Here is a 26,972-nt window from a genome sequence, read left to right on the forward strand (position 1 = left end):
AGGAAAAGCGCAATGAGCTATCAGAAACTGACCCGTGATCAAATCGCTGCACGTGTTGCCATCGACATTCCAGATGGTGCCTATGTCAATTTAGGCATTGGACTCCCAACCAAAATTTCAAATTATCTCCCAGCCGATAAAGACATTTTCTTACATTCTGAAAATGGCTTATTGGCCTTCGGTCCTCCGCCTGCCAAAGGCGAAGAAGACCCTGAGCTGATCAATGCAGGTAAAGAATTTGTCACCATGCTTACTGGTGGTAGCTTCTTTCACCATGGCGACTCTTTTGCCATGATGCGCGGCGGTCACTTAGATATCTGTGTATTGGGCGCTTTCCAAGTGGCCGCCAATGGTGATTTAGCCAACTGGCATACGGGCGCACCCAATGCCATTCCTGCCGTGGGTGGCGCAATGGATCTAGCCGTGGGTTCAAAAAAAGTGTTTGTGACCACAGATCATGTGACCAAAACGGGCGAAGCTAAAATTGTGGCTGAACTCAGCTATCCCGTCACTGGCAAACAATGCGTTGATCGTATTTATACCGATTTATGCGTGATTGATGTGACCGCTGATGGCATGAAAGTGATTGAAAAAGTTGAAGGTCTTTCTTTTGAGGAACTCCAGTCATTGACGGGTGCAACCCTGATTGATGCAACGAATGCTGGGTGACCCCTCTCCCCAACCCTCTCCCAAAGGGAGAGGGAGTTTTGAAAGCCCCTTCTCCCTCTGGGAGAAGGCTGGGAAGAGGGTGCTTTTAAACCACTAATTGGCATTGCGTGTCTCCCTCCTTTTAAGGAGGGATTAAGGGAGGTTGTATGCCCCCTCACCGCACTTTCAGAAGATACTTCTTCTCCAAAGGGAGAGGGAGGTTTGAATGACCCCTCTCCCCAACCCTCATCCCAAAGGGAGAGGGAGTATAAAGATTAAGGAAGTTAAAATGAAAAACGCCTATATTATCGATGCAATTCGCACCCCTTTTGGTCATTATGCCGGTGGACTTGCCACGATTCGTGCCGATGACTTGGGTGCACTCCCGATCCAAGCATTGATGCAACGTAATCCATCGGTGGAATGGCACAAAGTAGATGATGTGATTTATGGCTGTGCCAACCAAGCAGGTGAAGACAACCGTAACGTGGCTCGCATGTCTGCATTGCTTGCAGGTGTTCCATTTCAAGTTCCTGCGACCACGGTCAATCGTCTTTGTGGTTCGTCACTCGATGCAGTCGCAATGGCGGCACGTGCGATTAAAGCTGGTGAAGCCAATTTGATCATTGCTGGCGGTGTTGAATCCATGTCACGCGCACCTTTTGTAATGGGTAAAGCAGACAGCGCTTATAGCCGTAGTCAAAAAATTGAAGACACTACCATGGGCTGGCGTTTTATCAATCCAGCCTTAAAAGCCCGTTTTGGCGTGGATAGCATGCCGCAAACGGCTGAGAATGTTGCAGAACAGTTCCAAATTCCACGTGCAGATCAAGATCAGTTTGCCTTTAACAGCCAACAGCGCACGGCGGCAGCACAAGCCCGTGGTTTCTTTGACAAAGAAATCTTGCCGGTGACCATTCAGCCCAGAAAAGGCGATGCAATTGTCATCAATCAAGATGAGCATCCACGTGCCTCAACCACACTTGCTGGCTTAAACAAACTCAAAGGTGTCGTTACGGCAGATGGCAGTGTCACTGCGGGTAATGCTTCAGGGATTAACGATGGTGCTGCTGCGATTTTAATTGCATCGGATCAAGCCGTTGAACAGTATCAACTCAAAGCACGTGCCAGAATTATTGGTGCAACAACTGTTGGGGTTGAACCACGTATTATGGGTTTTGCACCAGCACCAGCGATTGAAAAACTCTTGGCACAAACTGGCCTCAGTCTAGATCAGATGGATGTGATTGAACTGAATGAAGCTTTTGCTGCACAAGCACTGGCTGTAACGCGTAGCCTCGGTTTGCCAGACGACAGTGAACGTGTTAATCCAAATGGTGGCGCAATTGCAATTGGTCATCCATTGGGGGCTTCGGGTGCACGTTTGGTCATGACAGCATTAAGCCAACTTGAAGCCAGCAATGGTCGTTATGCCCTTTGTTCAATGTGTATCGGTGTCGGTCAAGGGATTGCGCTGATTATTGAGCGAATGGACTAAATCCCATTTAAGATTAGAGCTTTTAAAACAAAATTTTCGAACAGAACTCTCGAATAGAACTTAAGGATAAAATGCATGCCAACCCTGACGACCAATGAAGTCACGCTCAATTATGAAACCTTTGGGGATGCAACAAAACCTGCGCTGATTTTTTCAAATTCGCTCGGAACCAACTATGGGATGTGGCAAAAGCAGTTTAATTATTTTAAGCACGATTATTTTGTGATTTGCTATGACACCCGTGGTCATGGCAATTCGACTGCGCCCCAAGGCCCTTATCGCCTTGAACAATTGGGCAATGATGTGATTCAACTTTTGGACCATCTGGCAGTCGAAAAAGCCAGTTTTTGTGGAATTTCAATGGGTGGCATTACCGGGCAATGGCTCGCGGTGCATCACCCACACCGTTTTAACCACGTGATTGTCTGTAATACTGCTGCAAAAATTGGCCAAGAAAGTGCTTGGCTTGAACGTGCAGCAGCAGTTCGCGCCAATGGCTTGAGCCAAATTGCAGCAACAGCAGCAACACGATGGTTTACCGAACGCTTTATCCAAAGCCAAGCAGCAGTTGTCGCAAACTTAAGTCATGATTTGGCAGCTGGCAGCGTCGAAGGCTATGCAAGTTGTTGCGAAGCTTTGGCTAAGGCGGACTTACGTGCCGATTTGAACACAGTTCAAATTCCGGTATTGGTGATTGCAGGAACACAAGATCCAGTGACCACCGTCGCTGATGGTGAATTTATCCAACAGCAGATTGCCAATAGCCAATTATTTGCAATTGATGCCTCGCATATTTCTAATATCGAGCAACCACAAGCATTTAACCAAGCTGTTGCCGATTTTATTCAACGCTAGTCAGGTTTTAAATTGAGTTTTAAGCTGTAAATGACATCTCTCCCTAAACACCTGTTGGTCCTTGACTGGCAGGTGTTTAATTTTTCGAATAAGACTTAAATTTTTTAGCCTTTTCTAAAATTCAGACTCAACAATCAAATTTAAAAATTAAAAAACCTAAATCCTCAGTTTCCACATGCTCATAAAAACAACATCTGAGTAATTGCGATAAGCGCTTTAGAGCAATAGCATAAGCACACTAAATTGTAGGCAACACTTTAAATACAAATCATTTTTTAAAAAAAGATTATGGTTATGAAAATCTATTTGTTTGATGAATTTGGTCGCCCGATCTTATTTTATGTGCAAGCCACCCTTATCTCTCTAGACAAATGATTCATTAATAAGTTTTACTACACATTATTTTTAAATAAACAGATCACAAAAACAACTTAGCCAATTCAGGGTAATACTGTGATTCTGCCTTTATCACTTGAACATAAGTTCAATGGACTGCCAATAAAACCGAAGTACTAAAACTGAAGTACTAAAATCGAGATAGCTTATGAGTGAAGCCCCTACATATCAGCCTCATGAAAAAAAAGACCGGATCAAAGCCATTGTTGGTGCTGCTTCGGGTAATTTAGTTGAATGGTTTGACTTTTATATTTACGCCGCATTTGCGGTTTATTTTCAACATGCGCTGACTGCGCCAGATATGGACGAATCCAGCAAAGCCATTTACGTTTGGGGAATTTTCGCAGCCAGTTTCTTTATGCGCCCATTGGGGAGTTGGTTATTTGGCTGGATTGGCGATACCTTTGGCCGTAAAAAATCCATGACCATGTCGATTACCCTCATGGCCATCAGTTCATTCCTATTTGCGGCTTTGCCAACTTACGAACAAGTCGGTATGGCCGCCCCATTCTTACTGCTTGCGGTGCGCTTACTACAAGGTCTATCCGTTGGTGGTGAATATGGTACCGTGGCCACCTATATGAGTGAAGTTGCACTGAAAGGTCAGCGTGGTTTCTATTCATCCTTCCAATATGTCACCTTGTCAGGTGGTCAGTTATTGGCGAGTTTGCTTGGTGTGGTCATGCTGATGTTAATGACCAAAGAGCAAATGATGGATGGTGGATGGCGTATTCCCTTCCTGATCGGTGGTGTGGTTGCGATCTTGTCGTATTTTGCCCGTCGTAACTTAAAAGAAACCTTACAAGAAAGTGATAAGCCAGAAGAAGCAGGTAGCTTGCGAGAATTGTTTAAAAACAATTGGGGGACGTTCTTATTGGTGGTTGGTTATACCTCTGCAGGTTCATTAACCTTCTATGTACTGACCGTTTACTCCAAAACCTATATTACCAGTCTCGGTTTCGATGAACGCGTTTCTGGTTATATGATGACTGCAGCACTGTTTGTATTTATGTTGGCACAACCGTTATTTGGTATGCTCTCCGACCGTATTGGTCGCCGTGCATCCATGATTTGCTTCAGTGTCAGCTGTGCGATTTTCGTCTATCCAGTGATGGTTATCGCAATGCGCTATTTCCATGATTCTGCTTTAATTGTGACGTTGTTACTGATCTTCTTATTGATGCTGCTCAGCTTCTACACCTCAATTAGTGGACTGGTTAAAGCTGAGATGTTCCCTGCACATATCCGTGCCCTCGGTGTGGGTTTTGCTTATGCAGTGGGTAATGCCATTTTTGGTGGTTCTGCACCTGCCGTCGCGTTACAGTTTAAAAGTTCAGGCTATGAAAACACCTTCTTTGTCTACGTCATTGTCATGTTGATTGTCTGCTTATTCTGTAGCTTGCGCTTGCCCAAAGAACCAGAATATCTACACCACGACAAGTAAATAACTGGAATTTTAACCACTCAGATCACGGGTTTGGTGGTTAAAATTTAAAAAACCAAATCTTAAACAACAAAAAGGCTGATTAACATGATTAATCAGCCTTTTTTAACAGTTATAACATTAGATTTTCACATTAACTCAGGATTAAACTGCGCCAAAGTAACCCGATCATTTGCACCATAATCTTTTACAGTTTTAATCTGAGCAAAGCCTGCCGCTGCAAATAACGCCTGAACAGCTGCAGCCTGTTGAAAACCATGCTCTAACACCACCCAACCTTGTGGCTTTAACCACATCGGTGCATCCGCAATAATCTGTTCAATATCCGCTAGTCCCTGATGATCAGCCACCAAAGCACGTTCAGGTTCTGCCGCAAGCGCCAACATATGCTGATCGAGTGCATCAATATACGGTGGATTCGATACAATCAAATCAAACTTTTCTAGCGCATGGCCTGCAAAGGCTGCATACCAAGCGCCACAGAAAAACTGCACCTGATTCAGTCCATGCCGTGTGGCATTTTCTTGCGCGACAGCTAAAGTCGGTGGATAGATATCAGTGGCAATCACCTGCCATTGTGGTCGCTCGGTGGCCAGTGATAAAGCAATCGCTCCCGTGCCCGTACCAAGATCAACCACATGTGCTGTATCCGTTAGCGCTAAATTAAGCACCGTTTCAACCAAAACCTCAGTGTCAGGTCTTGGCACCAAGGTGTCTGCGGTTACTTTTAGGTCCAAAGACCAAAATGGCTGAGAACCAATCACATAAGCCAATGGTTCACCAGCAGCAATACGTGCCAGCCCTTGAACATACGTTTGCTGTTGTTCAGTACTCAACACGACATCTGCACGAATTTTAAGTTCAAGCGAATTGAGCTTTAAAATATGTTCGAGTAACCATGCATTTTCTTGACGCTCATAGCTGTCGGCATCACCGCGAACAGCCAAAGCTTGGGCAATATTCATTAGCCACCATTTTGCTGTGCAAGCATTGCCAACTGGTCTGCTTGATATTCACGATGCAAGCTGTCTAACAATTCAGTTAAATCACCTTCCATCACCGCTTCTAACTTATATAAGGTTAAGTTGATCCGGTGATCGGTCATACGGCCTTGCGGGTAGTTATAAGTACGAATACGCTCTGAACGGTCACCTGAACCCACCAAGTCACGGCGCATTTCAGAGGTTGCCGACTCTAGCGCAGCACGTTTGGCACCTTCTAAACGTGACGCCAACCAAGCCATGGCTTTGGCTTTGTTTTTATGCTGTGAACGTTCTTCCTGACATTCCACCACCGTACCGGTAGGAATATGGGTAATACGAACGGCAGAGTCAGTTTTGTTAATATGCTGACCACCAGCACCCGATGCGCGGTAGGTATCAATACGCAAATCGGATGGGTTAATCTCAACCGTGGTATCGACATCAATTTCAGGCAAAATTGCAACAGTACAAGCTGAGGTATGTACCCGACCTTGTGATTCAGTTGCAGGAACACGCTGTACACGGTGTGCACCACTTTCAAATTTTAAACGACCATAAACGCCTTCACCTTTAATCAGACAAATCGCTTCTTTATAGCCACCATGTTCACCTTCATTGGCAGATAAAACTTCAATGCGCCAATTTTGAGTTTCCGCATATTTACTATACATACGGAACAAATCGCCAGAGAAAATTGCAGCTTCGTCACCGCCAGTCCCTGCCCGAATTTCCAAATAAGCCGCATTGGCATCGTTTGGATCTTTTGGAATCATTAAAACGTTCAGGTCGCTTTCAAGCGTTTCCAATAACGCTTTATTGTCTTTGATTTCCTCAACAGCCATTTCTTTAAAATCGGGATCGGAAAGCATCGCTTCAGCGGTAACAATATCTTCTTCGGCCTGTCTGTATTTTTTCCAAAATTCAGTGATTTCAGTTAAATCATTATGTTCACGTGACAAATTACGAAAACGTTTGTTGTCTGATATGACTTCAATATCGGCCAATAGCGCCGTTAATTCTTCGTGTCGATCACACAGTTGGTCTAATCGTAACCGTAACGAGTCTTTCATTTTAATAGCGTCTCAATCGATAACTTAAGTACTGCAACACACCCAAATGGCGGTTGCTTAAGCAATTGTAAAATTTGCGTATAGTGTAACGACTCTGACTTTTAAATAACATATCTAGATGTAAAACTTTCAATGCTGAACGCAAGCGGGTTTTCTTGGTTAATCACTTTTTGATCAATGACTTACATCTTTTCTCCTCAATTGCCACGATTTGCCTATTTTTCAGTTAATCCATTAATAAAACTCAACATCTGGAAACTAAACTGTAGCAGTTCCAATGTGAATCTCCATATTTCAGTGAAAAACATTTGTTACATTTGCTGCATCAAATCAAGCAAGTCCAATCCCTAGGACATGGAGAACATAATGAAATTTAAAGCTTATTTACTAAGTGCTGCATTCGTAACCACGCTGTTGAGTATCACAACAGCGCATGCAGGTAATACCACTCGTGTTGCTGCAACCTCTGCCCTAGGCAGCGTGGTTGGTACTGCGATCGGCAAAGAAATGGGCGGTCATAGTGGTGCCATGATTGGTGCTGCTGTTGGTGGTGCTGGGGGCGCTGCTGCTGCAAGTCATAAAAGTGATCGTACTTCTGCTGCCATTGGTGGTGGTTTGGGGGGTGCCGGTGGTTATGCAGCAGGTAGAAATATGGGCGGTACCTCAGGTGGCTACATTGGTTCAGCCCTAGGTGCAGCTGGCGGTTCGGCGTTAGGTAATAAAATTTCTCAAGACAACCAAAAGACAAATTATAAAAGCCATAAGCGTCATAAAAGACATTATCGTTAATGATTGGACTTGATTTATCTAACACTCATACCCATATATATATTATGGGTTATTTAATAAGTTTAAAAGTTTCAATCTCTTAAAGTATATAGCGCTGTGGTTTCTGTATAAACCAAACACCTTATCTGAGCAGTTCCATTCAAGATAAGGTGTTTTTTTTTGCTTCGAATTCCAAATCCCCCTCACCCGAATGCCAGTCAGTTAAGACAAATACTGCTATTTTAAATTAATCAATTATGTCTGAAAGCCCCTTAAATAAAACTAAAAACAGCATATATCGAAAATAAACGATATACAAAGTCGCTGACATATCGTAGTATTTCGATATTCAAAATTATTGAGCGTTGTTTATGCAAAGCCTGCAACAGACTAAATTTTCAATCTTAGAACTCGCGCCAGTACGCGATGACAAGAGCATTGCCTTCTCCCTTCAACATGCATTAGAACTGGCTCAACACGCTGAAAAACTAGGTTATGACCGCTTATGGCTAGCAGAACATCACAATATGGATGGGATTGCCAGCTCTGCAACTGCCGTGTTACTGGGTTATATTCTCGCCAATACGCAGAAAATTCGGGTTGGCTCCGGTGGCATCATGTTGCCCAACCATGCACCGTTAGTGGTGGCTGAGCAATTTGGCACCTTGGCAACCCTCTATCCCAATCGAATTGAACTCGGTCTGGGCCGTGCACCAGGCACCGATCAGACCACCATGCGTGCCTTACGTCGTGGCGTTCAAGAGACTGAATCTCAGTTCCCACAAGATGTGGTTGAAATCTTGCAATACTTTGCAGACCCGCTACCTGGTCAACGCATTACTGCGACCCCCGGTCAAAGCACACATGTTCCGGTTTGGTTGTTAGGTTCAAGCTTATTTAGTGCACAACTTGCTGCTCAATTAGGACTACCCTATTCATTTGCATCACATTTTGCACCACGGATGCTGGGCCAAGCGATTCAACTGTATCGTGAAAATTTCCAACCCTCGGTTCACTTAGACCGCCCTTATGTGTCTATGGGCGTACCCACCGTGGTTGCAGACTCGGATGCAGAAGCTGAATACTTAGCCACCAGTGCTTATCAACGTATCTTGGGTTTATTGCGTGGCGGCAGTTTAAAACTCAAAGCACCGGTTGCATCGATGCAAGGCTTGTGGAGTGCTGCTGAAAAAATGGCCGTCAACAACTTTTTTGGCATGGCACAAATTGGTTCTGCCGAAACCGTAAAGGCAGGCCTAGAACAATTGTTACAACGCTATGAGGTTGATGAGTTTATTTTTACATGTGATATCTACGACACAGCGAAGCGATTGAATAACTTCGATTTACTCATGCAAATCAAACAATCAGCCTAAGCGCTGAACAGATCAATCGATTGGGTTCGGGTCAGTGGCTGCATTTGTCCCGACCTGAACTCAATTGCTGAATAAATCGCATATTTTATTTCAATCAAGCCTGAACAGCACGACGAGTTCTGCTATGCTAAATGCCTGCATAACCAGCATGGATGAGTCGCATGAGCGTAACACTTGGCACCCCACTTCAATCTTCTGCATATAAAGTTTTACTCCTTGGGTCTGGAGAATTGGGTAAAGAGGTGGTGATTTCTTTACAACGATTGGGCGTAGAAGTCCATGCCGCAGACCGCTACTCAAATGCGCCTGCCATGCAAGTTGCCCACTTTTCTTATACCATTGATATGACTGATCCAGTGGCCTTACAGCAGCTGATTGAAAGCATTCAACCTCATTTAATCGTTCCAGAAATTGAAGCCATTGCTACAGATGTGCTGATTGACATTGAAAGTAAAAATATCGCCAAAGTCATTCCTTCTGCTAAAGCCGTGAGCTTGACCATGAATCGTGAAGGTATTCGTGTCCTTGCAGCGGAAGAACTGGGCCTACCCACTTCGGCCTATCGCTTTGCAAATTCGCTTGAAAGCTTTAGAGCAGCCTGTGACGACATTGGTTATCCTAACTTTGTAAAACCAGTGATGTCCTCGTCTGGCAAAGGTCAGTCACGCGTTAAAGCCTTTGAAGAAGTCGATGCTGCGTGGGAATACGCACAAACCGGTGGCCGTGTACAAAACTGTACCGTTATCGTTGAAGCACAAATTGACTTTGACTTTGAAATTACCTTATTGACTGTACGCGCTCAAAATCCAGAAACAGGTGAAATTGAAACCCATTTCTGCGATCCAATTGGGCACCGCCAAGACGCGGGTGATTATGTCGAAAGTTGGCAGCCTCAAGCCATGAGCCCAATCGCACTGGAAGAAGCCAAACGTATTGCCGACAAAGTCACCAAAGCGTTAGGTGGCTGTGGTGTATTCGGGGTTGAACTGTTTATTAAAGCCGACAAAGTTTGGTTTAGTGAAGTATCGCCACGCCCACACGATACAGGCTTAGTCACGTTGGCCTCACAGTTCCAAAGTGAATTTGAATTACATGCGCGTGCGATTCTTGGTCTTAGCGTCAATACCACTCGACATAGCCAAGCTGCCAGTGCAGTGATTTATGCGGGTGTTGATGCGAACGATTTAAGTTATTCCAATTTAAACCTTGCCTTACAACATCCAGATACTGACTTGCGTTTATTTGGTAAGCCAGAAGGCTTTAAACGCCGTCGTATGGGCGTCGCGACTGCACGTGCAGAAACTACCGATCAAGCACGCCAATTGGCACAAGCTGCTGCCGATCAAGTCGTCGTTAGCCACCATAAATAATACAACACTGGGGACTTTAAAATGATCAAGACCGCGCCTTTGTTAGAGAACGTTGATCACGCGAATGATATTCAAGCGATTAATCAATGGCGTCAAACCGTCGAAATGCAATTAGATCAGTACTATGCCATCGGTCATCCGATACGGGATATTCTCCGTGCACGCGCATGCTCGATTGATGAAGCTTTGCATTTTCTCTGGACACATGTTGGTCTTGATCAAACCCCATTGAGTTTATTTGCGGTGGGCGGCTACGGTCGCCGCGAAATGTTGCCCTGTTCCGATGTTGATACCATGATTTTGTCTGAACAGGATTTAAGTGCAGATCAAGAATCCATGGTCAGCACTTTTATATCGTTGTTGTGGGATGTCGGGCATTTAAAGCCGGGAATCAGTGTTCGCACCATTAAAACCTGTTTCGAACAAGCCGCGGCAGATTTAACCATTGCCACCACGCTGATCGAAGCGCGCCTGATTTGTGGTAATCCACAATTGGCCAAATGGCCGCGACGTATCGTTTCGCAAACGTGGACAGATAAAACCTTCTATGATGCCAAAGTACAAGAACAAGCTGATCGTCATGCTCAACATAATAATACTGAAAGCAATTTAGAACCTGATATTAAAAATGCGCCTGGTGGTATTCGAGACATTAATCAGATTGGTTGGATCGCGAAACGTCATTTTCGGGTCAATCGTATTTATGACTTGGTGCATTTGGGCTTTATCTCTGAGTTTGAACTGGGCGTACTGGAAGAGTCAGAAAGCTTCTTATGGGAAATTCGCGACCATTTACACCGTTTAACCAATCGTGATGAAAATAGACTGCTGTTTGATTACCAACGTGAGATCGCTGCAAAGTTTGGTTATGTTAAACAAGATGATCAGCACCCAAACTATCCGATTGAACAGTTTATGCGGCGTTATTATCGGACAGCACAACAAGTTTCGACTTTAAATGAAATGTTGCTGGCCTACTTTAATGAATCGGTGATTACCCCACGCCTTCCCAATTATGAGCGCCAAATTGAACACGTCAACGAACACTTTAAATTGGTGGATGGCAAACTTGCAGTACAACACCACAAGATTTTCTCTGAAAAACCCAGTGCCATTTTGGAAATCTTTTATATTCTGGCCAATCGCCCAGATGTAAAAGGGATTCGTGCACGTACCTTACGTTTGTTAATTTTAGCGGCTAAACGCATCGATCAAAATTATCGTGCCAATCCCGTTCATCAAGCGTTGTTTATGTCGATTATTCGATCGCAGCATCGTCTCTATGAAACCATGTTGGCCATGAAGCGCTATGGGGTTTTGGGCAATTATATTCCAGCCTTTGGCCAAATTATGGGCTTGATGCAATATGATTTATTCCATATTTATACGGTTGATGCACATACGCTGCTGCTCATTCGCAACCTCAATCGTTTTAAAGAACCAGAATTTGCCAAAGACTTCCCGGTCGTCAGTTCGGTATTTCAACGTTTATTACGCCGTGACATTGTCATGTTAGCTGCGCTTTTCCATGATATTGCCAAAGGTCGTGGTGGGGACCACAGCGAACTGGGCGCTATGGACGCAATCGAATTTTGTCGCATGCATGGCTTTAGTGAACGTGAATGTAATCTGGTGGCCTGGTTAATTCAAAATCATTTATTCATGTCATTAACAGCACAGAAAAAAGATATTTCTGATCCAGACGTCGTGATGAATTTTGCAGAAAAACTCGGAGATATGGAGCATCTAAATTATCTCTATACCCTTACGGTTGCTGATATTAATGCCACCAATCCCAAGCTTTGGAATACCTGGCGTTCATCATTGATGCGTCAACTGTTTATTCAAGCCCGTGATGTGATTCGGATTGGGCTCGATCGCCCAGTCGATTATCAGATGCATATTGAAGAAAATAAATTTACTGCCAGTGAACTGTTGGTCAAAGACTTTTCACTCGATCAAGTCGAAAAAGTTTGGCAAGAACTGGGCGATGAATACTTCCTCAAAGAGTCTGCCGATGAAATCGCGTGGCATACCCGCGCAATTTTACAACATGGTGATAATCCGGAACCCTTGGTGATGATTCGTGGACATCGTCGAGCTGCGCAAGATGCGGTACAAATCTTTATTTATACCCAAGACCAACCCAATTTATTTGCAACCACCGTGACTGTGCTTGATCGAATGAACCTCGATGTGCAAGATGCGCGGATTATTACGGCAGAAAAAGCCTTTAGTTTAGATACCTATATGGTACTCGACCGTTTTGGTACCCTACTCGCAGACCCTGAACGTGAGCAAATGCTTAAAGATGCGTTGATTCACGCCTTAAGCACACCAGAGCAATACCCCGGTTTATTACAACGTCGTATACCACGGATCCTCCGCCATTTTGATATTGAAAATACTGTCGATATCACCTTAAATGGTGCCTTACTGCAAAATATGGTGGAAATTTCAACCCTCGATCATCCGGGATTATTGGCCAAAATTGGCGGGTTATTTATGATGCAAGGTTTAGATATTCATTCTGCTCGCATTGCCACACTTGGCGAACGGGCTGAAGATATTTTCTTTGTCACCAAAAAAGATGCTGTGCCGATGAGTGCCGAAGAATCACAACTTTTTGCCGAACAGCTCAAGGCGGCATTGGATGAAGCGTCGCATCAAATTGCGCATTCACACTAAGTAACTTATATACTCAACTGCTTATTTATATTTAGTTTCCTATTCACTTGCTTTATTTGGTAAATGTTTCATGAACTCAAGCCTAGACTTATTACATCCTTATCCATTTGAAAAACTGAATCAACTTTTTAAGGATGTAAAGCCTGCAGACCTGCTTTTAATTCCCTTATCCATTGGTGAACCTAAGCATCCTGCGCCAGAATTTGTTAAACAGGCGATTCAAGAAAACTTCCAACATCTATCAACCTATCCAAACAGCAAAGGCCTGCTGGGACTAAGACAAAGCATTGCAGCATGGTTGACGCAACGTTTCCATTTAAATCAAATTGATGCGGAAGAACAAATCTTACCTGTGACCGGTACTCGTGAAGGCATTTTCTCTTTTGTACAAGCACTGATTAATCGTGATGACGCGCCTTATGTGGTGATGCCAAATCCGTTTTATCAAATTTATGAAGGTGCAGCCTTGCTTGCTGGTGCAACGCCGTATTTTGTGAATTGTACGGAAGAAAATAACTATCTCGGTGATTTTGATGCAGTGCCTGCTGCCGTTTGGGAAAAAACCGCTTTGGTCTTTGTTTGCACCCCAGGCAACCCGACTGGCGCAGTGCTGTCTAAAGCCCAGTTTAAAAAACTCATTGCATTGTCTGACCAATATGACTTTGTGATTGCATCAGATGAGTGCTACTCGGAACTTTGGTTCGATCAAGCCCCATTTGGCTTACTTGAAGTTTGCGCAGAAATGGGCCGTGACGATTATAAAAACTGTATCGTATTCCACTCTTTATCGAAACGTTCAAACTTACCGGGGATGCGTTCTGGTTTTGTGGCCGGTGATGCAAACCTACTCAAGCCTTATTTGAAATTCCGCACCTATCACGGTGCTGCCATGCCAGTTCAACACCAACTGGCTTCTATTGCCGCATGGAATGATGAAGCACACGTTGAAGAAAACCGTCAACAATATCGTGCTAAATTTGCGCTTTTCCAAGCAGAATTGGGTCATCTACTACCACTTAAAAAGCCTGATGCGGGTTTTTATTACTGGCTCAAAGTGGATCATGATGAAAAATTTGCCAAGATGTTAATGGAAAAGGCGCATATTAAAGTGCTTCCGGGGCGCTATTTATCGCGTGATACCGCACAAGGCAATCCGGGTGAAAACCACGTACGTTTAGCCTTAGTTGCAGACATGACACAATGCGAACAAGTGGTTGAACGCTTAAAAGCCATTTTGTAATGCCGCAATAAAAATATGGCGACTGTTGATTCATGTCCTATTTTGAACATGAATCAACTTTGACAAACATTAACTTTTACCCCAATATTTAATGACTCTTTAACAACTCAATGAAATCAATAACTTATGGTATCGCTCAAAAACTTGGGGTAAAACCTATTTTTCAGGGTTAAACCATTGTTATTATTTGATTTATGGTTTAAATTCTATAGTTCACTGCCACATAGGCAGCTTAGAAAAACGTATTATATAGCTTACAGCCGATTATATTGTTCACTGCCACATAGGCAGCTTAGAAATATATGGAAGGCTTTGAAAGTATTGCATCCGAGTTCACTGCCACATAGGCAGCTTAGAAAGTATATAGTCATCAAATGCATTGTAAAGAAATGTTCACTGCCACATAGGCAGCTTAGAAAAAGATCGTTATCGCGGTAGACTCTGACTTTATGTTCACTGCCACATAGGCAGCTTAGAAATAAAATAAAGGTAGTATGGAGTCCACTTGCAGGTTCACTGCCACATAGGCAGCTTAGAAAACATAAAGCCCACAGAACCCGCGCCGTGGTGCTGTTCACTGCCACATAGGCAGCTTAGAAAAAGTAATGGGTTATCTACTGTATTGAATTTCATGTTCACTGCCACATAGGCAGCTTAGAAAAACTCCAATGTTTGACTTGAATGTCACAGTATGTTCACTGCCACATAGGCAGCTTAGAAATAATAATAGTGATTGTAATGCATCCAATTGTTCGTTCACTGCCACATAGGCAGCTTAGAAAACTGTAATCTCGTAAACGCTTTATCTTTTCTTATAAAATGCGTATCTTGTTGGAAATTTAAGGGGTGCATCATGAAGAAAGTATTGTTATTGGCGGTCGTGATCGGACTGGTGGGCTGTGGTAAATCCAAAACTGAAAAACTAGAAACCAAAATAAAATTACTCACTGCCGAGCAGCAAAAATATCAAGAGATTCAAGAGAAACTCGCTCCACAATGTGATCAAGCCACACAACTTTATCAAGCAGCACTTAAAGCGCAAAAGCCTGATGCAACTGAATTGAAAGAGTCTAGTCGTGATATTTGTCTCGCAACCATTGCTGCCAAAAACAAAGTACTTGAAATACAAAACACCATCACAGAAAGTAAAATAAAAATTGCAGCGCTGGGCAAGTCATAATCAACTTATCATGATTACGGCTACACATCATTTTGGTATTCCACCGCAGAGCAGTGGAACCCGTGGTCACCTATTTACAGCTTTAATGATTACATCGAAAAATCAAAAATTAATTTAAAGGCCAATAAGATTAAAATCACACCCATGACCATTTCAAAAATCTTTTTCTTGTTTAAGAACATTTGACGAATATGTTGAGTGGTAAACAGCACCGCAACCAACATAAACCAAGAGGCATTGACCATACACATCCATAAGCCATAACCAAATTGGATCGCCATTGGAGTTTGGGGTGAAACGATGGTGGTAAAAATACCCAGGAAGAAAATCGTGGCCTTGGGATTGGTCGCGTTGGTAATAAAGCCTTTTAAGAAGGCTTGTTTCAATGAAGACTGCGGAACAACCACAGCATTTTCAGCAGCCAACTCAGCCACTTCTGCCGTCTCTGATTGCTGCACTAAATTACTGCGAATCAGCTGATAACCTAAATAAATTAAATATAAAGCCGCAATAATTTTAACGCTGTTAAATACCCAAACATTGGTTTTAATCAGTAAGCCAAAGCCTAAAATGGTATATAACACGTGTACTGAGATACCTGCCCCAATACCAAGCGCAGTTACGATGCCCATTTTACGTCCATGCGAAACGCTTTGCTGAATCACTACCGCAAAATCAGGTCCAGGTGCAACCACTGCTAAAAAGTGGACCAACGCTAAAATAAGAAATTCGTGTAAATAAAGCACTTAGGCCCCAGTCCTTAGGTTTGAGTTGCATAATGTAGGAGATTTTGCTGTGAAGATCAAAATATAAATCCATTTTCCTTATATTTTTCACCGCTAAGGATTTAATAAATACTGTGCTTTCAGAATACGGATGAATAGATAACATGCAATAACAACAACGACGACATTAAAACCCAAACTCAGCGCAAAGGCTTTTTCCAATTTGATTAACGTTTCTAATTCAGCAAAATGTTTGAGGCTCAATTGAAAAATACTCCCAACGACAGCAGCACCTAAAGCAGCCCCGACCTGTTGTAAGGTCGCGGTTAGACCTGAAGCCATACCAATCAACTTTAAATCAACGGTTGCGAGTACCAAATTCAACATCGGGGTCATTAACATGCCTTGGCTAAAGCCAACCAAGAACATCAACGGTATAAATATCCAGATTGGTTGCACCATCGCCCACTGCCCCACCAATAACATTAAAATCAGATAGGACATGGCATAGCAAATCGCTCCGAGCAATAATACGCGATTGCCAAAGCGTTGTTGCCAGCGCGGTGTTAAAAATGAAGCTACGACAAAGCCAATACTGGCTGGCATAAATAATAAACCAGACTGAAAGGCACTTAATTCTAAACCACGTTGAAATAACATGGTCATCATAAAAGGAAAGGCACTCGAGGTCGCATAAATACACAATACGATCAGTATGCCCAGTACAAAGCTTTTATTTTTAAATAAACCGACGGCTAATAAAGGTGTTTTTCCTTGTTGCTGATGGCGAATTTCATATTTGATAAACCCGCTTATAAATAATAATCCAAGTATTAATACCGCTGAACTGAGCCAAGTCCAACCCCAGATGGGCATCATCAGTATCGGGATTAAACTTAAACTAATTCCGATACTCGATAACACAACCCCAAAGCCATCAAGGCTAATTTTTTCAGCAGATTTCTGACTGTTTAAATATTTAGACCAATACAATGCCAAGCCGCCAATTGGCAAATTAATCAAAAAAATACTGCGCCAACTCAAGCCAAATAAGTCCAGTTCAATCAGTAGACCACCCACAACTTGCCCTGCAATCGCGGCTAAGCCTAAACTCATACCGAGAAAGGCAAAGGCAGTCTTGGCCTGTTGTGGATTAAAGTTATAGCGAATACTGGCATACACTTGTGGGAACAATAATGCCGCTGCCAGCCCTTGTAACAGTCTGGCAAGAATTAAAGCATTGCTGCTAAGCGCAATAGCACAGCCCAATGATGCAAGCATAAAACATAGCATCCCAATTCGATACAATGACTTCGGCCCATGAATATCACCAAGACGTCCCCCTGTAATGAGTAACAACCCAAAACCAAGTTCATAAATCACAATAATCAAAGTTAATGCGGTAAAGCTGCTATTAAAGCTATTTTCAATACTCACCAAAGCGACATTTACCACAAATAAATCAAAGATCGTAACGAATCCTGCGAGCATCAGCACCATCAGTGCATAGCGTTGTTGTCTGTTCATAAGCGGATTAATAGCAAGAAAAATCACACTTTAACCAGACGCTTAAACTGGTACAATTTAAGCACTTATACTGGTACTAGAACTTATAGGCTTATGCAACGACAACGTACTCGTCCAGAACTCGCAGATTTCCTTAGGCATAAACGTGAAAGCTTAAGTCCGACATCTGTCGGTTTACCGGCAACCAATAGACGCAGAACACCCGGTCTACGCCGTGAAGAAGTGGCTGCTTTGGCAGGTGTCGGGCTGACTTGGTATACATGGCTAGAACAAGGTCGTGATATTGGCGTATCAAGTCAATTTTTAGATCGTTTGGCTAAGGTTTTTCAATTGAATCAAGCCGAACGGCGCCATTTATATTTACTTACCTCAATGCGGCACCCTTTGGAAACCGGCATCACTGAATACCAAGTTCCGGCCTCTATTCAGCGGATTATGGATGATTTACCTGCCGATTATTTATGCTATGTGTTGAATTTACATTGGGATGTTTTGGCCTTTAACAACAAAGCCGATCAGTACTTTGGCTTTTCCAGCACAACCGGACAAGCACGTAATTTTTTATGGCTTTTATTTACAGATGAACGTTATCAGCAACTGTTGCCAGACTGGAAAACCGAGGCCTATCAATTGCTTTCAAGTTTTCGCCGTGATTATGCCCTCAATAAACATGATCCCAATATTCAAGCGATGATCCGCGAGCTGACGCAAATTTCAAGTGTATTTGAACAGATGTGGAATCGTCATGAAATCTATCAGCCTTGCAGTGGAATTCGACAGTTTGCGATTCAAGGGGTGGTACAACATTATCAATATAGTTCTTTGACCTTTGATTTAGATAAACATAATCGCCTGATTATCTATGCCCCACTGGCTTAAGCGTTGACCAGCAAACCATTGAGTAACAATTGCACAGCAGCCACGGCATGCTTTAAGCGTTGCTGACTATCTTGCGCATCTGCAATCCAGAAACTGGCCTCCGTTAAGCTGCCATGAATCAGCAAGGCCAAGGCTTCCGAATCGGTATGGTGAATCGTGCCCGCCTGCATCAGCTCCTGTAAAATGCTTTGAAGTGAAGTGAGACATTGCTGTGATTCCGTACCGCTACGCTGCCCCAATACCGCACGTGCATCTTGTAAAATAATTCGCTTAATTTCAGCTTCTTGTGCCATTTCCAAATACAGTTGGCAGCGCTGTTGCAAGCCCGCCCAAGTATTATTCGCTGTGGCAAAGCTTTGCTGTAATCGCTGATCCATTTCCACATCCATTTCAGCCACAACAGCCTTGAGCAATCCCTGCTTATCACCAAAGTGATGATACAGTGCACCACGAGTCAAGCCCGCTGCTGTACATAACTCGTCCATGGCTGTAGCGGCATAGCCATGATCGGTAAAACTTTTTCGAGCACTGCTGAGCAATGCTTGGCGTGTTTGTTCCATGTCTGCCTTGCTACGTCGTGCCATATATTTCTCATTCATTGCAATAAAAAACTGATTTTAGCATTTACATACGCTTCGTATGAATATATATTTCACTTTACATACATCGTGTATGTATAAGTATTTAAACTCTCCCTGAAAAAATCGGATCTCCGCTATGGCCAATCCTTATCTCGAACTTTTTAAAACACCGGGCAGTCTGGCCTTTACCTTGGCTGGACTGTTGGCACGTTTAGCACTTCCGATGATTGGGATTGGCATTATCACCATGTTGGTACAGCAACAATATGGTTATGGCTTGGCAGGTGCAGTCGCTGCGGTCTTTGTGTTGAGTTATGCGCTGATTTCACCGCAAGTATCACGCTTAGCCGACCAACATGGTCAAAGCAAAGTGGTGGTCGTCAGTAGTGGCATCAGTATTGTTGGGCTGATCCTATTGGTGTTGTGTGCTTATTTTTCCTTTGCCAATTGGGGGCTATTTTTGGCTGCAGTCTTAACTGGTTTTATGCCGAGTCTATCCGCGATGGTCCGTACGCGCTGGACAATGATTTATCGTGGCCAAGATCAGTTGCAAACGGCATATTCAATGGAAAGTGTTTTAGATGAGGTCACGTTTATTTTTGGGCCACCACTGTCCGTTGGACTTTGTGTGGCGTGGTTTACCCAAGGCGGGCTTGTGGTTGCCGCACTGTTACTGCTTACGGGAACTTTTTGTTTTAGCCGACAAAAATCCACTGAACCCAAGGCCTATCTCAGCGCCTCAATGTCAACGGCTTCTGCTCAGCTCAATCAGCCCAAATTAAAATCGGTGATTGGTCTTGGCAACGTACAGTTATTGATTGGCTTCATGATTGCAATGGGACTGACCGTTGGTACGATTGATATTGTCAGTGTGGCCTTTGCCCAACAGCAAAACGCTCCCATTGCTGCAAGCATTGTATTATCTGCCTATGCGATTAGCTCTTGTATTGCAGGTTTAGCCTTTGGTGCAATGAAATTTAAACGTCGCTTACAGCAGCTGTTACGGTGGGCGGCAATCGGTACTGCCTTAACCACACTGCCATTTTTATTCATAGATGACGTATATAGCCTGACTGCTGCGGTCTTTGTAATGGGCTTGGCTTTTGCACCGAGCATGATCTTGGCCATGAGTTTGGTGGAACGCGTGGTGCCTGAACAACAACTGACTGAGGCGATGACCTGGTTATTGGCAGGCTTAAATATCGGCATTGCAATGGGCGCTGCATTTTCAGGACAACTGGTTGAATACTTTGCCACTGCACGTGCTGGCTTTGCGGTTTGTTTTGTGGCGGTACTGCTGCTGGTTGGCTTGGCGATGCTGATTGAGCGTATGCTTTCTGCGCACAAAGTCAGTGTTTGAACCTCAAATTGTTTGATATGCAATAGGTTTACACATAATGGTCATATTACCCAAGTAAAATTGAACTTTGCAAAAAGAAAAGAATTACACAGGGTGCTGATCATTAGTTGATCTGTTTTTATTTTTAGTAAAAAATAACAATAACTTAAAGCTGAAAATAATCCACAAAACTTGCGGATAACATTAGGGATAAAAAGGCCCAGCATGTTGCTAGGCCTTTTAAAAAATAATTTACGTTGAAAATTAAACAGTAATATTTTTGTCCCAATAGGCATGCCGCACTTGTGGCATATCATTGAGTAAGTCGATAATAATATTCATGTCTTTGGCTTCAATCGAAGTTGCAATCAGAGTCGCCTCGATTTGCACATCAAGGTTACCAAATGGCTCAACCTCGATATCTTTGGGCGGATAGTTATATTGCAACAGCGCCAAATTCAATTGTTCCATCACCAACTTACTCTGTTGTCGATCACAAATAATTGAAATCACGTTGAGAATCTCGGCTTCATCATCCAATGGACGACGATCAATCACATGCACAATCGGACGTAGCAAGGTATTTGCAGCCAGTATAAAGGCGGTACCCAAGACCGATTCAATCACCAAATCTGCGCCTGCTGCCGCACCAACTGCAGCAGAGCACCACAGCGTTGCAGCGGTATTAAGCCCTTGGATATTGCCCTCTTGGCGCATGATCACCCCCGCCCCCAGAAAACCGATTCCAGAAACCACGTAGGCAATCACCCGCACCGCGCCTGCAGCACCATCTAAGGCCAGTGCAATATCCACAAAAAGTGCAGCCCCAACCGCCACCAAGACATTGGTTCTTAAACCAGCAGTCCGTTGTCGATATTGCCGCTCAAAGCCAATCAAGCCACCCAATACAAAAGCAGTGAACAGGCTAATAGTGGTATCTAAAATATTATCTGCTTGAATGTGTTCTAAAAATTTCATAAAAAATTACAGCCAACCGTAACGTCGAATATAAAACATTTTCATCAATTGCGTTAAAAGCATGTAGGCAATCAAAATAAAGGGTAAATAGATAAAGTAACTCAGTGGCAAGGCTTGCAGCTTAAAGTACTCAGCCAAAGGCCCCATCGGCAAGAAGATCCCAATTGCCATAATCACCACCGTCATCACCATTAATGGCAAAGCTGCACGACTTTGGAAAAAAGGAATTTTCGCAGTTCGAATCATATGTACCACCAAGGTTTGAGTCAGCAGACCGACCACAAACCAGCCCGATTGAAATAGCGTTTGTTTTTCAGGGGTATTGGCTGAAAACACATACCACATCAAAGCAAAGGTCAAAATATCAAATACCGAGCTAATCGGCCCAAAGAAAATCATAAAGCGACCAATTTCACGCGGTTGCCAACGTTGTGGCTGCTGTAGTGATTCTTCATCGACATCATCAAAAGGAATTGCAATTTGTGAAATATCATAAAGTAAGTTCTGCACCAGTAAGTGAATCGGCAACATCGGTAAAAATGGCAAGAATGCACTCGCTACTAATACAGAAAAAACATTACCGAAATTTGAACTGGCCGTCATTTTTATATATTTCAACATATTTGCAAAAGTACGGCGGCCTTCAAGCACCCCTTGCTCTAAAATCATCAGGCTTTTTTCAAGTAAAATCAGATCGGCAGATTCTTTGGCAATATCCACAGCACTATCGACTGAAATACCGATATCTGCGGTTTTTAATGCAGCTGCATCGTTAATGCCATCACCCAAAAAGCCCACCACATGGTCATTGTCTTTAAGCTGCATCACAATGCGCTCTTTGTGCATTGGACTCAGTTTGGCAAAAATTTGATATTTCTCAACGGTATCTTTCAGTTCTGTCTCGGACATCGCATCTATTTGTTCACCCAATATGATGTGTTGATGCGCCAAACCAATTTCCGCACAGACTTTCTGAGTCACAAACTCATTGTCACCCGTCAAGACTTTTACGCTGACACCATGCTGATTTAAGGCTTGAATTGCAGTTCGAGCACTGTCTTTGGGTGGATCAAGAAAAGCCAAGAAACCACACAACGTGAGATTATTTTCATCCGCAACCGAAAATGTACTTTGCTCATGGGTGACTTCACGATAAGCCAAGGCAATCACGCGCAAACCATCACGGTTGTAGGCTTGGGTATTGTTTTGAATGCGTTCAATCAGCTCAGGGGTTAAGTCCACCACCCGATGATTAATTTCCACTGAACGGCACACCCCTAGCATTTCTTCGACCGCACCTTTGGTAATGATGCGTACTTTTTTACTTGGGGTTCTGACCACGACCGACATACGGCGACGTTCAAAATCAAATGGAATCTCATCGACTTTGTGGTAGCGCAACTTTTCCATTTTTACATTTTGGTCTGCATGCTCTAATACCGCGATATCCAGTAGGTTTTTAAGACCAGTTTGATGATAGCTGTTGATATAAGCCAGCAGCAGCATATGTTCAGAATGGTTACCCATCACATCGACATGCTTGGATAAAAAGATTTTATCTTGGGTCAAGGTACCGGTTTTATCGGTACAGAGCACATCCATGGCACCAAAGTTTTGAATTGCATCGAGCCGTTTGACAATGACTTTTTTCTTAGATAAGAAAACTGCACCCTTGGCCAAAGTCGAGGTTACGATCATTGGCAACATTTCTGGGGTCAGACCCACCGCGATCGACAGCGCAAACAATACTGCCTCGCCCCAATCCCCTTTGGTAAAGCCATTAATAAACAGGACAATCGGTGCCATGACCAACATAAAACGAATCAGCAACCAACTGACTTGGTTAACACCCAACTGAAACGAGGTGGAAACCCGTTCATTGCTGCTAACACGTTTGGCCAACGCACCGAAATAGGTTTGATTACCCGTGGTCAGTACAATCGCTGTGGCGGTACCCGACACAATATTGGTGCCCATAAATACGATGTTGTCCAGCGCCATAGCATTTTCTTCATCCGCCCGATGATGGACTGCGAATTTTTCTACTGGCATCGACTCACCGGTCATGGCGGCCTGTGATACAAACAAATCTTTAGCGAACAAAATACGACAATCAGCAGGGATCATATCGCCTGCAGAAAGCTGGATCAGATCACCTGGCACTAAAAATTTCGTTGGTATCTCAAACACTGAACCTTGATGATGTTTTAGATCTACAGCATAGCGCTCTGCAATTTGTGTCAGTTGTGCATAGCCCAAATCACGACGATACACACTGGCACGGTTACTCACCATCGACTTCAATGCATCCGCCGCTTTATTGGATTTTGATTCTTGCCAAAAACGTAAAAATGTTGAGAGCAGCACCATCGCGACAATAATAAACGTCCCTTCAAGGTCCTGGGTCAGTGCCGCAACGGTCGCTAAGATGGTCAGTAAAATATTAAATGGGTTTTTATAACAATACCAAAGATGCTGCCACCATTTTAATGGTTTTTCATGGTGTAACTCATTGATACCATGTTGTTCTCGAAGCAACTCTGCCTCAGCTTCGGTCAAGCCTTTGGGGTGGCTGGCCAAGCTGCGATAAAGCAGTTCAGGGGATTGTTGAGCGGATTGTTTTAACTGTGCCGCAAGTTGTTGTCCCACTTGTTGGGCATAACTTGATTGATGTAATTCTTTGAGCGATGCTGACTTTAAAAAATACTGACTCAGATGATATTTTTTTAAGAAGCGTGAAAATAATTGTTGCCAGAGGTTGCGAATCATACCGACTCTCCTACTTTGGGCAATATTGTTTTATTTTGGCGCTTGGTTTAAATCACCAAGCCCCAAACGAAAAGTTCATTTTGTTTTGATTTGAATCAAGTGTAATACAGCTTTAGCGGACTGGAAATACCCAACTCAGTCCCACCCCCATCCAAGATTGATCATCTGACTGTAATGGATGTGCATAAGCGGCATAAAGTGACAATGTTTCAGGCAAAACATGGTAGTGATAAACGGCCTGAGTCCGCGCTTTTCCGGGATCAGTTTTGAAAACTTCAAGACTTAACTGATTGATTGGATTGATTTCATACGTTGAAGCAACCCCCCAAGTTAAATGACGATCTTTTTCTTCACGGTGTAAGCCAACATTGAGATCGAACTGAAAGTCTTCCACTGCGTAAATTGAAACTGGCAGATTAAAATCCCAATTTTGCGCTTGTTGCTGCTGGCTAGGCTGCCATTGCACACTGCCCGCAATCGCCATCGGAAAATGTTCAGAAGTATAAAACTTCTTTTTCACTTGAATGGCATAACGCTGTTCACCATCTTCCGCAGACAATGGCACCCCCAACTCAAATAAATCGAGTACATTACAGGCGGGTGTCATATTCACTTCATTTTTTTGATCTTGATGAAACCGCTGATCAAGCTCAATTTGACAATGCCTGGCATCAACAATTTCAGCATCGTCAGTGATTAATAACGGCATCGCCTGTACTGCATGTCCAGACAAAACCAGTAAAATCAGCATCATGTAGAATGATACTGTCGCATATATGTAGTGCATCCCCTGTTCCCCATCACTGAGGCGGAATGACGACCAAGTGAGTCTAATAACCAGTGCCGTCTATGTATAAAAAACACAGGCGTCATGATTGATTGAACAATGTAATTGGTATTTTATTTGATGCAGATTTAAGCCGTCTTATTGCAAGACAGCTCCCTTTTCGTGAAGACAGTCTTGTTCAGTTGGATAAACCGGTGTCATTAAACCACCTATAACTCGAACAACTTCCCACTTAGGGTCTCCGCTTACTAAAAGTGCGCAAAGTATATCGACAAAAAAAGTAAATTAACAAGCACTTTTTGTTAATAGCATCACAAAACATATCTATATAAGTTTGGTTTATTGCTCAGCGTCATAGCCCATCATATCCACATCAAAATCTGGCTAAAATCTATCCGTGCTTTTTTTAAGCGGCTCAGACTGCTTATATTTCGCTTAGGCTGCAAAAAATCTTTTTCAGTCAGTAACATCGGCTCAAAAACAAGATCAAGAAAAAAACTCATGATACTCTTCAATTTATTCGTTTGCGGGACAGCTTCGACTCATCATTAAATAAGTCATCTTAAAAAATATGAAGCGTAGAGAAGTTTAAAGATGAAGAATAGCCCAGGGATTTCAAAGGCACTCGGATTAACCCACCCAATTACCATTCAAAAAGGACGAAATGCGGAAGTTTGGGATGAAAATGGCAAACGCTATATCGACTTTGTTGGTGGCATTGGCGTACTTAACTTCGGTCACTGTAATCCAAAAATTGTGAAAGCAATCCAACTGCAAGCTGAAACCCTCACTCACTATGCATTTAATGCAGCATTACATCGTCCTTATCTGGATTTGATGGAACAGCTTTTGCAAATCGTTCCAATTGATCAGCCACTCTCCGGTATGTTTACCAACAGTGGTGCTGAAGCCACTGAAAATGCTTTAAAAGTTGTGCGCATGGCAACTGGTCGTACCGGCATGATCGCTTTTGATGGTGGTTTTCATGGGCGTACCCTCGCTGCTGTCAATTTAAATGGCAAGGTCAAACCCTATAAAGATGGCCTAGGTCCATTACCGGGTCCGGTCTATCATATTCCGTTCCCAAGCCAAGACAATGGCGTTAGCTTTGATCAAGCAAAACAAGCACTTGATCGTTTGTTCCAAGTTGAAGTTGATGTCAATAATATCGCTGCGATCATTTTTGAACCGGTGCTAGGCGAAGGTGGTTTCCATTTAATGTCCCCTGAATTCGCCCAATATTTACGTACCTTTTGTGATACACACGGCATTTTAATTATTGTTGATGAAATTCAATCGGGCTTTGCCCGTACCGGAACCCACTTCGCCTTTAGTCATTTAGGCATCGAACCTGATTTAATGTTACTCGGTAAAAGTATTGCAGGCGGTGTGCCGCTCGGTGCAGTGGTCGGTCTGGCAAAACATATGGATGCACCAAACAAAGGGGCTTTAGGTGGCACCTATTCAGGTAATCCGATTGCCTGTGCTGCAGGGCTTGCAACCTTAGAAATATTACAGTCAGCTGAATTCCAAGCATCGACGCAACATTATATTGAGACCATTGAGCAGCGTTATGCAAAATGGCAACAACAGAAACTCACCCCATGGCTTGGCCGTTTAACCGGAATTGGTGCAATGCGTGGTATTGAACTACAACATCCAAGTCTTGGCGCAGGCACCCAAGTATTGGCTGAAGTGCTGGCCAGTGCACGTGAACAAGGTTTATTGCTGATGCCAAGCGGCCCTGCTAAAAATATTATTCGCTTACTGACCCCATTGACCATTCACCCAGAAACGCTCAATGAAGGTTTAGATATTTTAGAACACATTCTCGCCCAAACTGCAGATATGCAGTAATTGCTAAGATCAGA

Annotated in this window: 21 protein-coding genes and 1 CRISPR repeat array; of the genes, 13 read left to right on the plus strand and 8 right to left on the minus strand. The window is 43.3% G+C overall.

The features are described 5' to 3' along the window. The first annotated feature begins 12 nt into the window (after positions 1–12). From FD716_RS09095 to FD716_RS09110, 4 genes are all read left to right on the plus strand, one after another. The gene (locus FD716_RS09095; protein WP_139852028.1) at positions 13–669 is read left to right on the plus strand and encodes a 3-oxoacid CoA-transferase subunit B; all 657 of its coding nucleotides are present in this window, start codon (positions 13–15) and stop codon (positions 667–669) included. Positions 670–937: 268 nt separating this feature from the next. Next, entirely contained in the window at positions 938–2,146 is a 1,209-nt protein-coding gene (pcaF, locus tag FD716_RS09100; protein WP_139852029.1) for a 3-oxoadipyl-CoA thiolase, read from the plus strand. Between the two features lie 75 nt (positions 2,147–2,221). Beyond that, the gene (gene pcaD, locus FD716_RS09105; RefSeq protein ID WP_139852030.1) at positions 2,222–3,001 is read left to right on the plus strand and encodes a 3-oxoadipate enol-lactonase; all 780 of its coding nucleotides are present in this window, start codon (positions 2,222–2,224) and stop codon (positions 2,999–3,001) included. A 544-nt stretch (positions 3,002–3,545) separates the two neighbouring features. Continuing rightward, positions 3,546–4,841, plus strand: coding sequence for an MFS transporter (locus FD716_RS09110; RefSeq protein ID WP_139852031.1), 1,296 nt, complete (start codon positions 3,546–3,548; stop codon positions 4,839–4,841). Positions 4,842–4,969: 128 nt separating this feature from the next. Here FD716_RS09110 and prmC read toward each other — a convergent pair whose 3' ends face one another. Both prmC and prfA read right to left on the minus strand, forming a co-directional pair. After that, positions 4,970–5,806, minus strand: coding sequence for a peptide chain release factor N(5)-glutamine methyltransferase (gene prmC / locus FD716_RS09115; protein WP_139852032.1), 837 nt, complete (start codon positions 5,804–5,806; stop codon positions 4,970–4,972). Beyond that, the gene (prfA, locus tag FD716_RS09120; RefSeq protein ID WP_139852033.1) at positions 5,806–6,894 is read right to left on the minus strand and encodes a peptide chain release factor 1; all 1,089 of its coding nucleotides are present in this window, start codon (positions 6,892–6,894) and stop codon (positions 5,806–5,808) included. Before prfA ends, prmC begins: the two co-directional genes overlap by 1 nt. A 366-nt stretch (positions 6,895–7,260) precedes the next feature. Between prfA and FD716_RS09125 the strand changes: the two genes are divergently transcribed. The 6 genes from FD716_RS09125 (at position 7,261) to FD716_RS09150 (ending at position 15,516) form a co-directional block, all read left to right on the plus strand. Next, positions 7,261–7,683: a hypothetical protein gene (locus tag FD716_RS09125; protein WP_139852034.1), complete on the plus strand. Its 423-nt coding sequence runs from the start codon at positions 7,261–7,263 to the stop codon at positions 7,681–7,683. A gap of 350 nt (positions 7,684–8,033) precedes the next feature. Continuing rightward, entirely contained in the window at positions 8,034–9,038 is a 1,005-nt protein-coding gene (locus tag FD716_RS09130) for an LLM class flavin-dependent oxidoreductase (RefSeq protein ID WP_139852035.1), read from the plus strand. A gap of 152 nt (positions 9,039–9,190) precedes the next feature. Then, positions 9,191–10,408 carry a formate-dependent phosphoribosylglycinamide formyltransferase gene (gene purT / locus FD716_RS09135; protein WP_139852036.1) on the plus strand — a complete coding sequence of 406 codons (1,218 nt, stop codon included), beginning with the start codon at positions 9,191–9,193 and terminating at the stop codon, positions 10,406–10,408. A 21-nt stretch (positions 10,409–10,429) separates the two neighbouring features. Beyond that, positions 10,430–13,096: a [protein-PII] uridylyltransferase gene (gene glnD / locus FD716_RS09140; RefSeq protein ID WP_139852037.1), complete on the plus strand. Its 2,667-nt coding sequence runs from the start codon at positions 10,430–10,432 to the stop codon at positions 13,094–13,096. 70 nt (positions 13,097–13,166) lie between these two features. Next, positions 13,167–14,336, plus strand: coding sequence for a succinyldiaminopimelate transaminase (dapC, locus tag FD716_RS09145; RefSeq protein WP_139852038.1), 1,170 nt, complete (start codon positions 13,167–13,169; stop codon positions 14,334–14,336). Between the two features lie 211 nt (positions 14,337–14,547). After that, a CRISPR array of direct repeats spans positions 14,548–15,118; the repeat unit is 28 nt; unit sequence GTTCACTGCCACATAGGCAGCTTAGAAA. A 71-nt stretch (positions 15,119–15,189) separates the two neighbouring features. Then, positions 15,190–15,516, plus strand: coding sequence for a hypothetical protein (locus FD716_RS09150; protein WP_139852039.1), 327 nt, complete (start codon positions 15,190–15,192; stop codon positions 15,514–15,516). Between the two features lie 89 nt (positions 15,517–15,605). Here the strand turns inward: FD716_RS09150 and FD716_RS09155 are convergent, their stop codons facing one another. Both FD716_RS09155 and FD716_RS09160 read right to left on the minus strand, forming a co-directional pair. Further along, positions 15,606–16,262 carry a LysE family translocator gene (locus FD716_RS09155; protein ID WP_139852040.1) on the minus strand — a complete coding sequence of 219 codons (657 nt, stop codon included), beginning with the start codon at positions 16,260–16,262 and terminating at the stop codon, positions 15,606–15,608. A gap of 93 nt (positions 16,263–16,355) precedes the next feature. Further along, positions 16,356–17,768: an MFS transporter gene (locus FD716_RS09160; protein ID WP_171477014.1), complete on the minus strand. Its 1,413-nt coding sequence runs from the start codon at positions 17,766–17,768 to the stop codon at positions 16,356–16,358. A gap of 93 nt (positions 17,769–17,861) precedes the next feature. Here FD716_RS09160 and FD716_RS09165 point away from each other — a divergent pair, with 93 nt between their 5' ends. After that, complete coding sequence (locus tag FD716_RS09165; RefSeq protein WP_139852041.1) at positions 17,862–18,647, plus strand: helix-turn-helix transcriptional regulator; 786 nt, start codon at positions 17,862–17,864, stop codon at positions 18,645–18,647. Here FD716_RS09165 and FD716_RS09170 read toward each other — a convergent pair. Then, the gene (locus tag FD716_RS09170; RefSeq protein ID WP_139852042.1) at positions 18,644–19,231 is read right to left on the minus strand and encodes a TetR/AcrR family transcriptional regulator; all 588 of its coding nucleotides are present in this window, start codon (positions 19,229–19,231) and stop codon (positions 18,644–18,646) included. The genes FD716_RS09165 and FD716_RS09170 overlap by 4 nt on opposite strands. A gap of 133 nt (positions 19,232–19,364) precedes the next feature. On the opposite strand from FD716_RS09170, the gene FD716_RS09175 reads away from it, so the two are divergent. Continuing rightward, positions 19,365–20,588 (plus strand): MFS transporter, encoded by a 1,224-nt coding sequence (locus FD716_RS09175; protein ID WP_139852043.1) that lies wholly within the window; start codon positions 19,365–19,367, stop codon positions 20,586–20,588. 243 nt (positions 20,589–20,831) lie between these two features. On the opposite strand, the gene FD716_RS09180 is transcribed toward FD716_RS09175, so the two are convergent. The 3 genes from FD716_RS09180 to FD716_RS09190 all read right to left on the minus strand — a co-directional run bounded on the left by FD716_RS09180 (position 20,832) and on the right by FD716_RS09190 (position 25,101). After that, positions 20,832–21,545 (minus strand): MgtC/SapB family protein, encoded by a 714-nt coding sequence (locus tag FD716_RS09180; RefSeq protein ID WP_139852044.1) that lies wholly within the window; start codon positions 21,543–21,545, stop codon positions 20,832–20,834. Positions 21,546–21,551: 6 nt separating this feature from the next. Then, positions 21,552–24,314 (minus strand): magnesium-translocating P-type ATPase, encoded by a 2,763-nt coding sequence (mgtA, locus tag FD716_RS09185; protein ID WP_139852045.1) that lies wholly within the window; start codon positions 24,312–24,314, stop codon positions 21,552–21,554. 112 nt (positions 24,315–24,426) lie between these two features. Next, positions 24,427–25,101 (minus strand): hypothetical protein, encoded by a 675-nt coding sequence (locus FD716_RS09190; protein WP_139852046.1) that lies wholly within the window; start codon positions 25,099–25,101, stop codon positions 24,427–24,429. A gap of 594 nt (positions 25,102–25,695) precedes the next feature. On the opposite strand from FD716_RS09190, the gene FD716_RS09195 reads away from it, so the two are divergent. Beyond that, entirely contained in the window at positions 25,696–26,958 is a 1,263-nt protein-coding gene (locus FD716_RS09195) for a 2-aminoadipate transaminase (RefSeq protein ID WP_139852047.1), read from the plus strand. The last annotated feature ends 14 nt before the right edge of the window (positions 26,959–26,972 follow it).

The organism is Acinetobacter pullicarnis (assembly GCF_006352475.1).
GTDB classification, from domain to species: domain Bacteria; phylum Pseudomonadota; class Gammaproteobacteria; order Pseudomonadales; family Moraxellaceae; genus Acinetobacter; species Acinetobacter pullicarnis.

Bases quoted from the DNA above. Each gene is read 5' to 3' on its own strand.
- FD716_RS09095 (WP_139852028.1), top strand. From the start codon at position 13: ATGAGCTATCAGAAACTGACCCGTGATCAAATCGCTGCACGTGTTGCC.
- pcaF (WP_139852029.1), top strand. From the start codon at position 938: ATGAAAAACGCCTATATTATCGATGCAATTCGCACCCCTTTTGGTCAT.
- pcaD (WP_139852030.1), top strand. From the start codon at position 2,222: ATGCCAACCCTGACGACCAATGAAGTCACGCTCAATTATGAAACCTTT.
- FD716_RS09110 (WP_139852031.1), top strand. From the start codon at position 3,546: ATGAGTGAAGCCCCTACATATCAGCCTCATGAAAAAAAAGACCGGATC.
- prmC (WP_139852032.1), bottom strand. From the start codon at position 5,806: ATGAATATTGCCCAAGCTTTGGCTGTTCGCGGTGATGCCGACAGCTAT.
- prfA (WP_139852033.1), bottom strand. From the start codon at position 6,894: ATGAAAGACTCGTTACGGTTACGATTAGACCAACTGTGTGATCGACAC.
- FD716_RS09125 (WP_139852034.1), top strand. From the start codon at position 7,261: ATGAAATTTAAAGCTTATTTACTAAGTGCTGCATTCGTAACCACGCTG.
- FD716_RS09130 (WP_139852035.1), top strand. From the start codon at position 8,034: ATGCAAAGCCTGCAACAGACTAAATTTTCAATCTTAGAACTCGCGCCA.
- purT (WP_139852036.1), top strand. From the start codon at position 9,191: ATGAGTCGCATGAGCGTAACACTTGGCACCCCACTTCAATCTTCTGCA.
- glnD (WP_139852037.1), top strand. From the start codon at position 10,430: ATGATCAAGACCGCGCCTTTGTTAGAGAACGTTGATCACGCGAATGAT.
- dapC (WP_139852038.1), top strand. From the start codon at position 13,167: ATGAACTCAAGCCTAGACTTATTACATCCTTATCCATTTGAAAAACTG.
- FD716_RS09150 (WP_139852039.1), top strand. From the start codon at position 15,190: ATGAAGAAAGTATTGTTATTGGCGGTCGTGATCGGACTGGTGGGCTGT.
- FD716_RS09160 (WP_171477014.1), bottom strand. From the start codon at position 17,768: ATGAACAGACAACAACGCTATGCACTGATGGTGCTGATGCTCGCAGGA.
- FD716_RS09165 (WP_139852041.1), top strand. From the start codon at position 17,862: ATGCAACGACAACGTACTCGTCCAGAACTCGCAGATTTCCTTAGGCAT.
- FD716_RS09170 (WP_139852042.1), bottom strand. From the start codon at position 19,231: ATGGCACGACGTAGCAAGGCAGACATGGAACAAACACGCCAAGCATTG.
- FD716_RS09175 (WP_139852043.1), top strand. From the start codon at position 19,365: ATGGCCAATCCTTATCTCGAACTTTTTAAAACACCGGGCAGTCTGGCC.
- FD716_RS09180 (WP_139852044.1), bottom strand. From the start codon at position 21,545: ATGAAATTTTTAGAACACATTCAAGCAGATAATATTTTAGATACCACT.
- mgtA (WP_139852045.1), bottom strand. From the start codon at position 24,314: ATGATTCGCAACCTCTGGCAACAATTATTTTCACGCTTCTTAAAAAAA.
- FD716_RS09190 (WP_139852046.1), bottom strand. From the start codon at position 25,101: ATGCACTACATATATGCGACAGTATCATTCTACATGATGCTGATTTTA.
- FD716_RS09195 (WP_139852047.1), top strand. From the start codon at position 25,696: ATGAAGAATAGCCCAGGGATTTCAAAGGCACTCGGATTAACCCACCCA.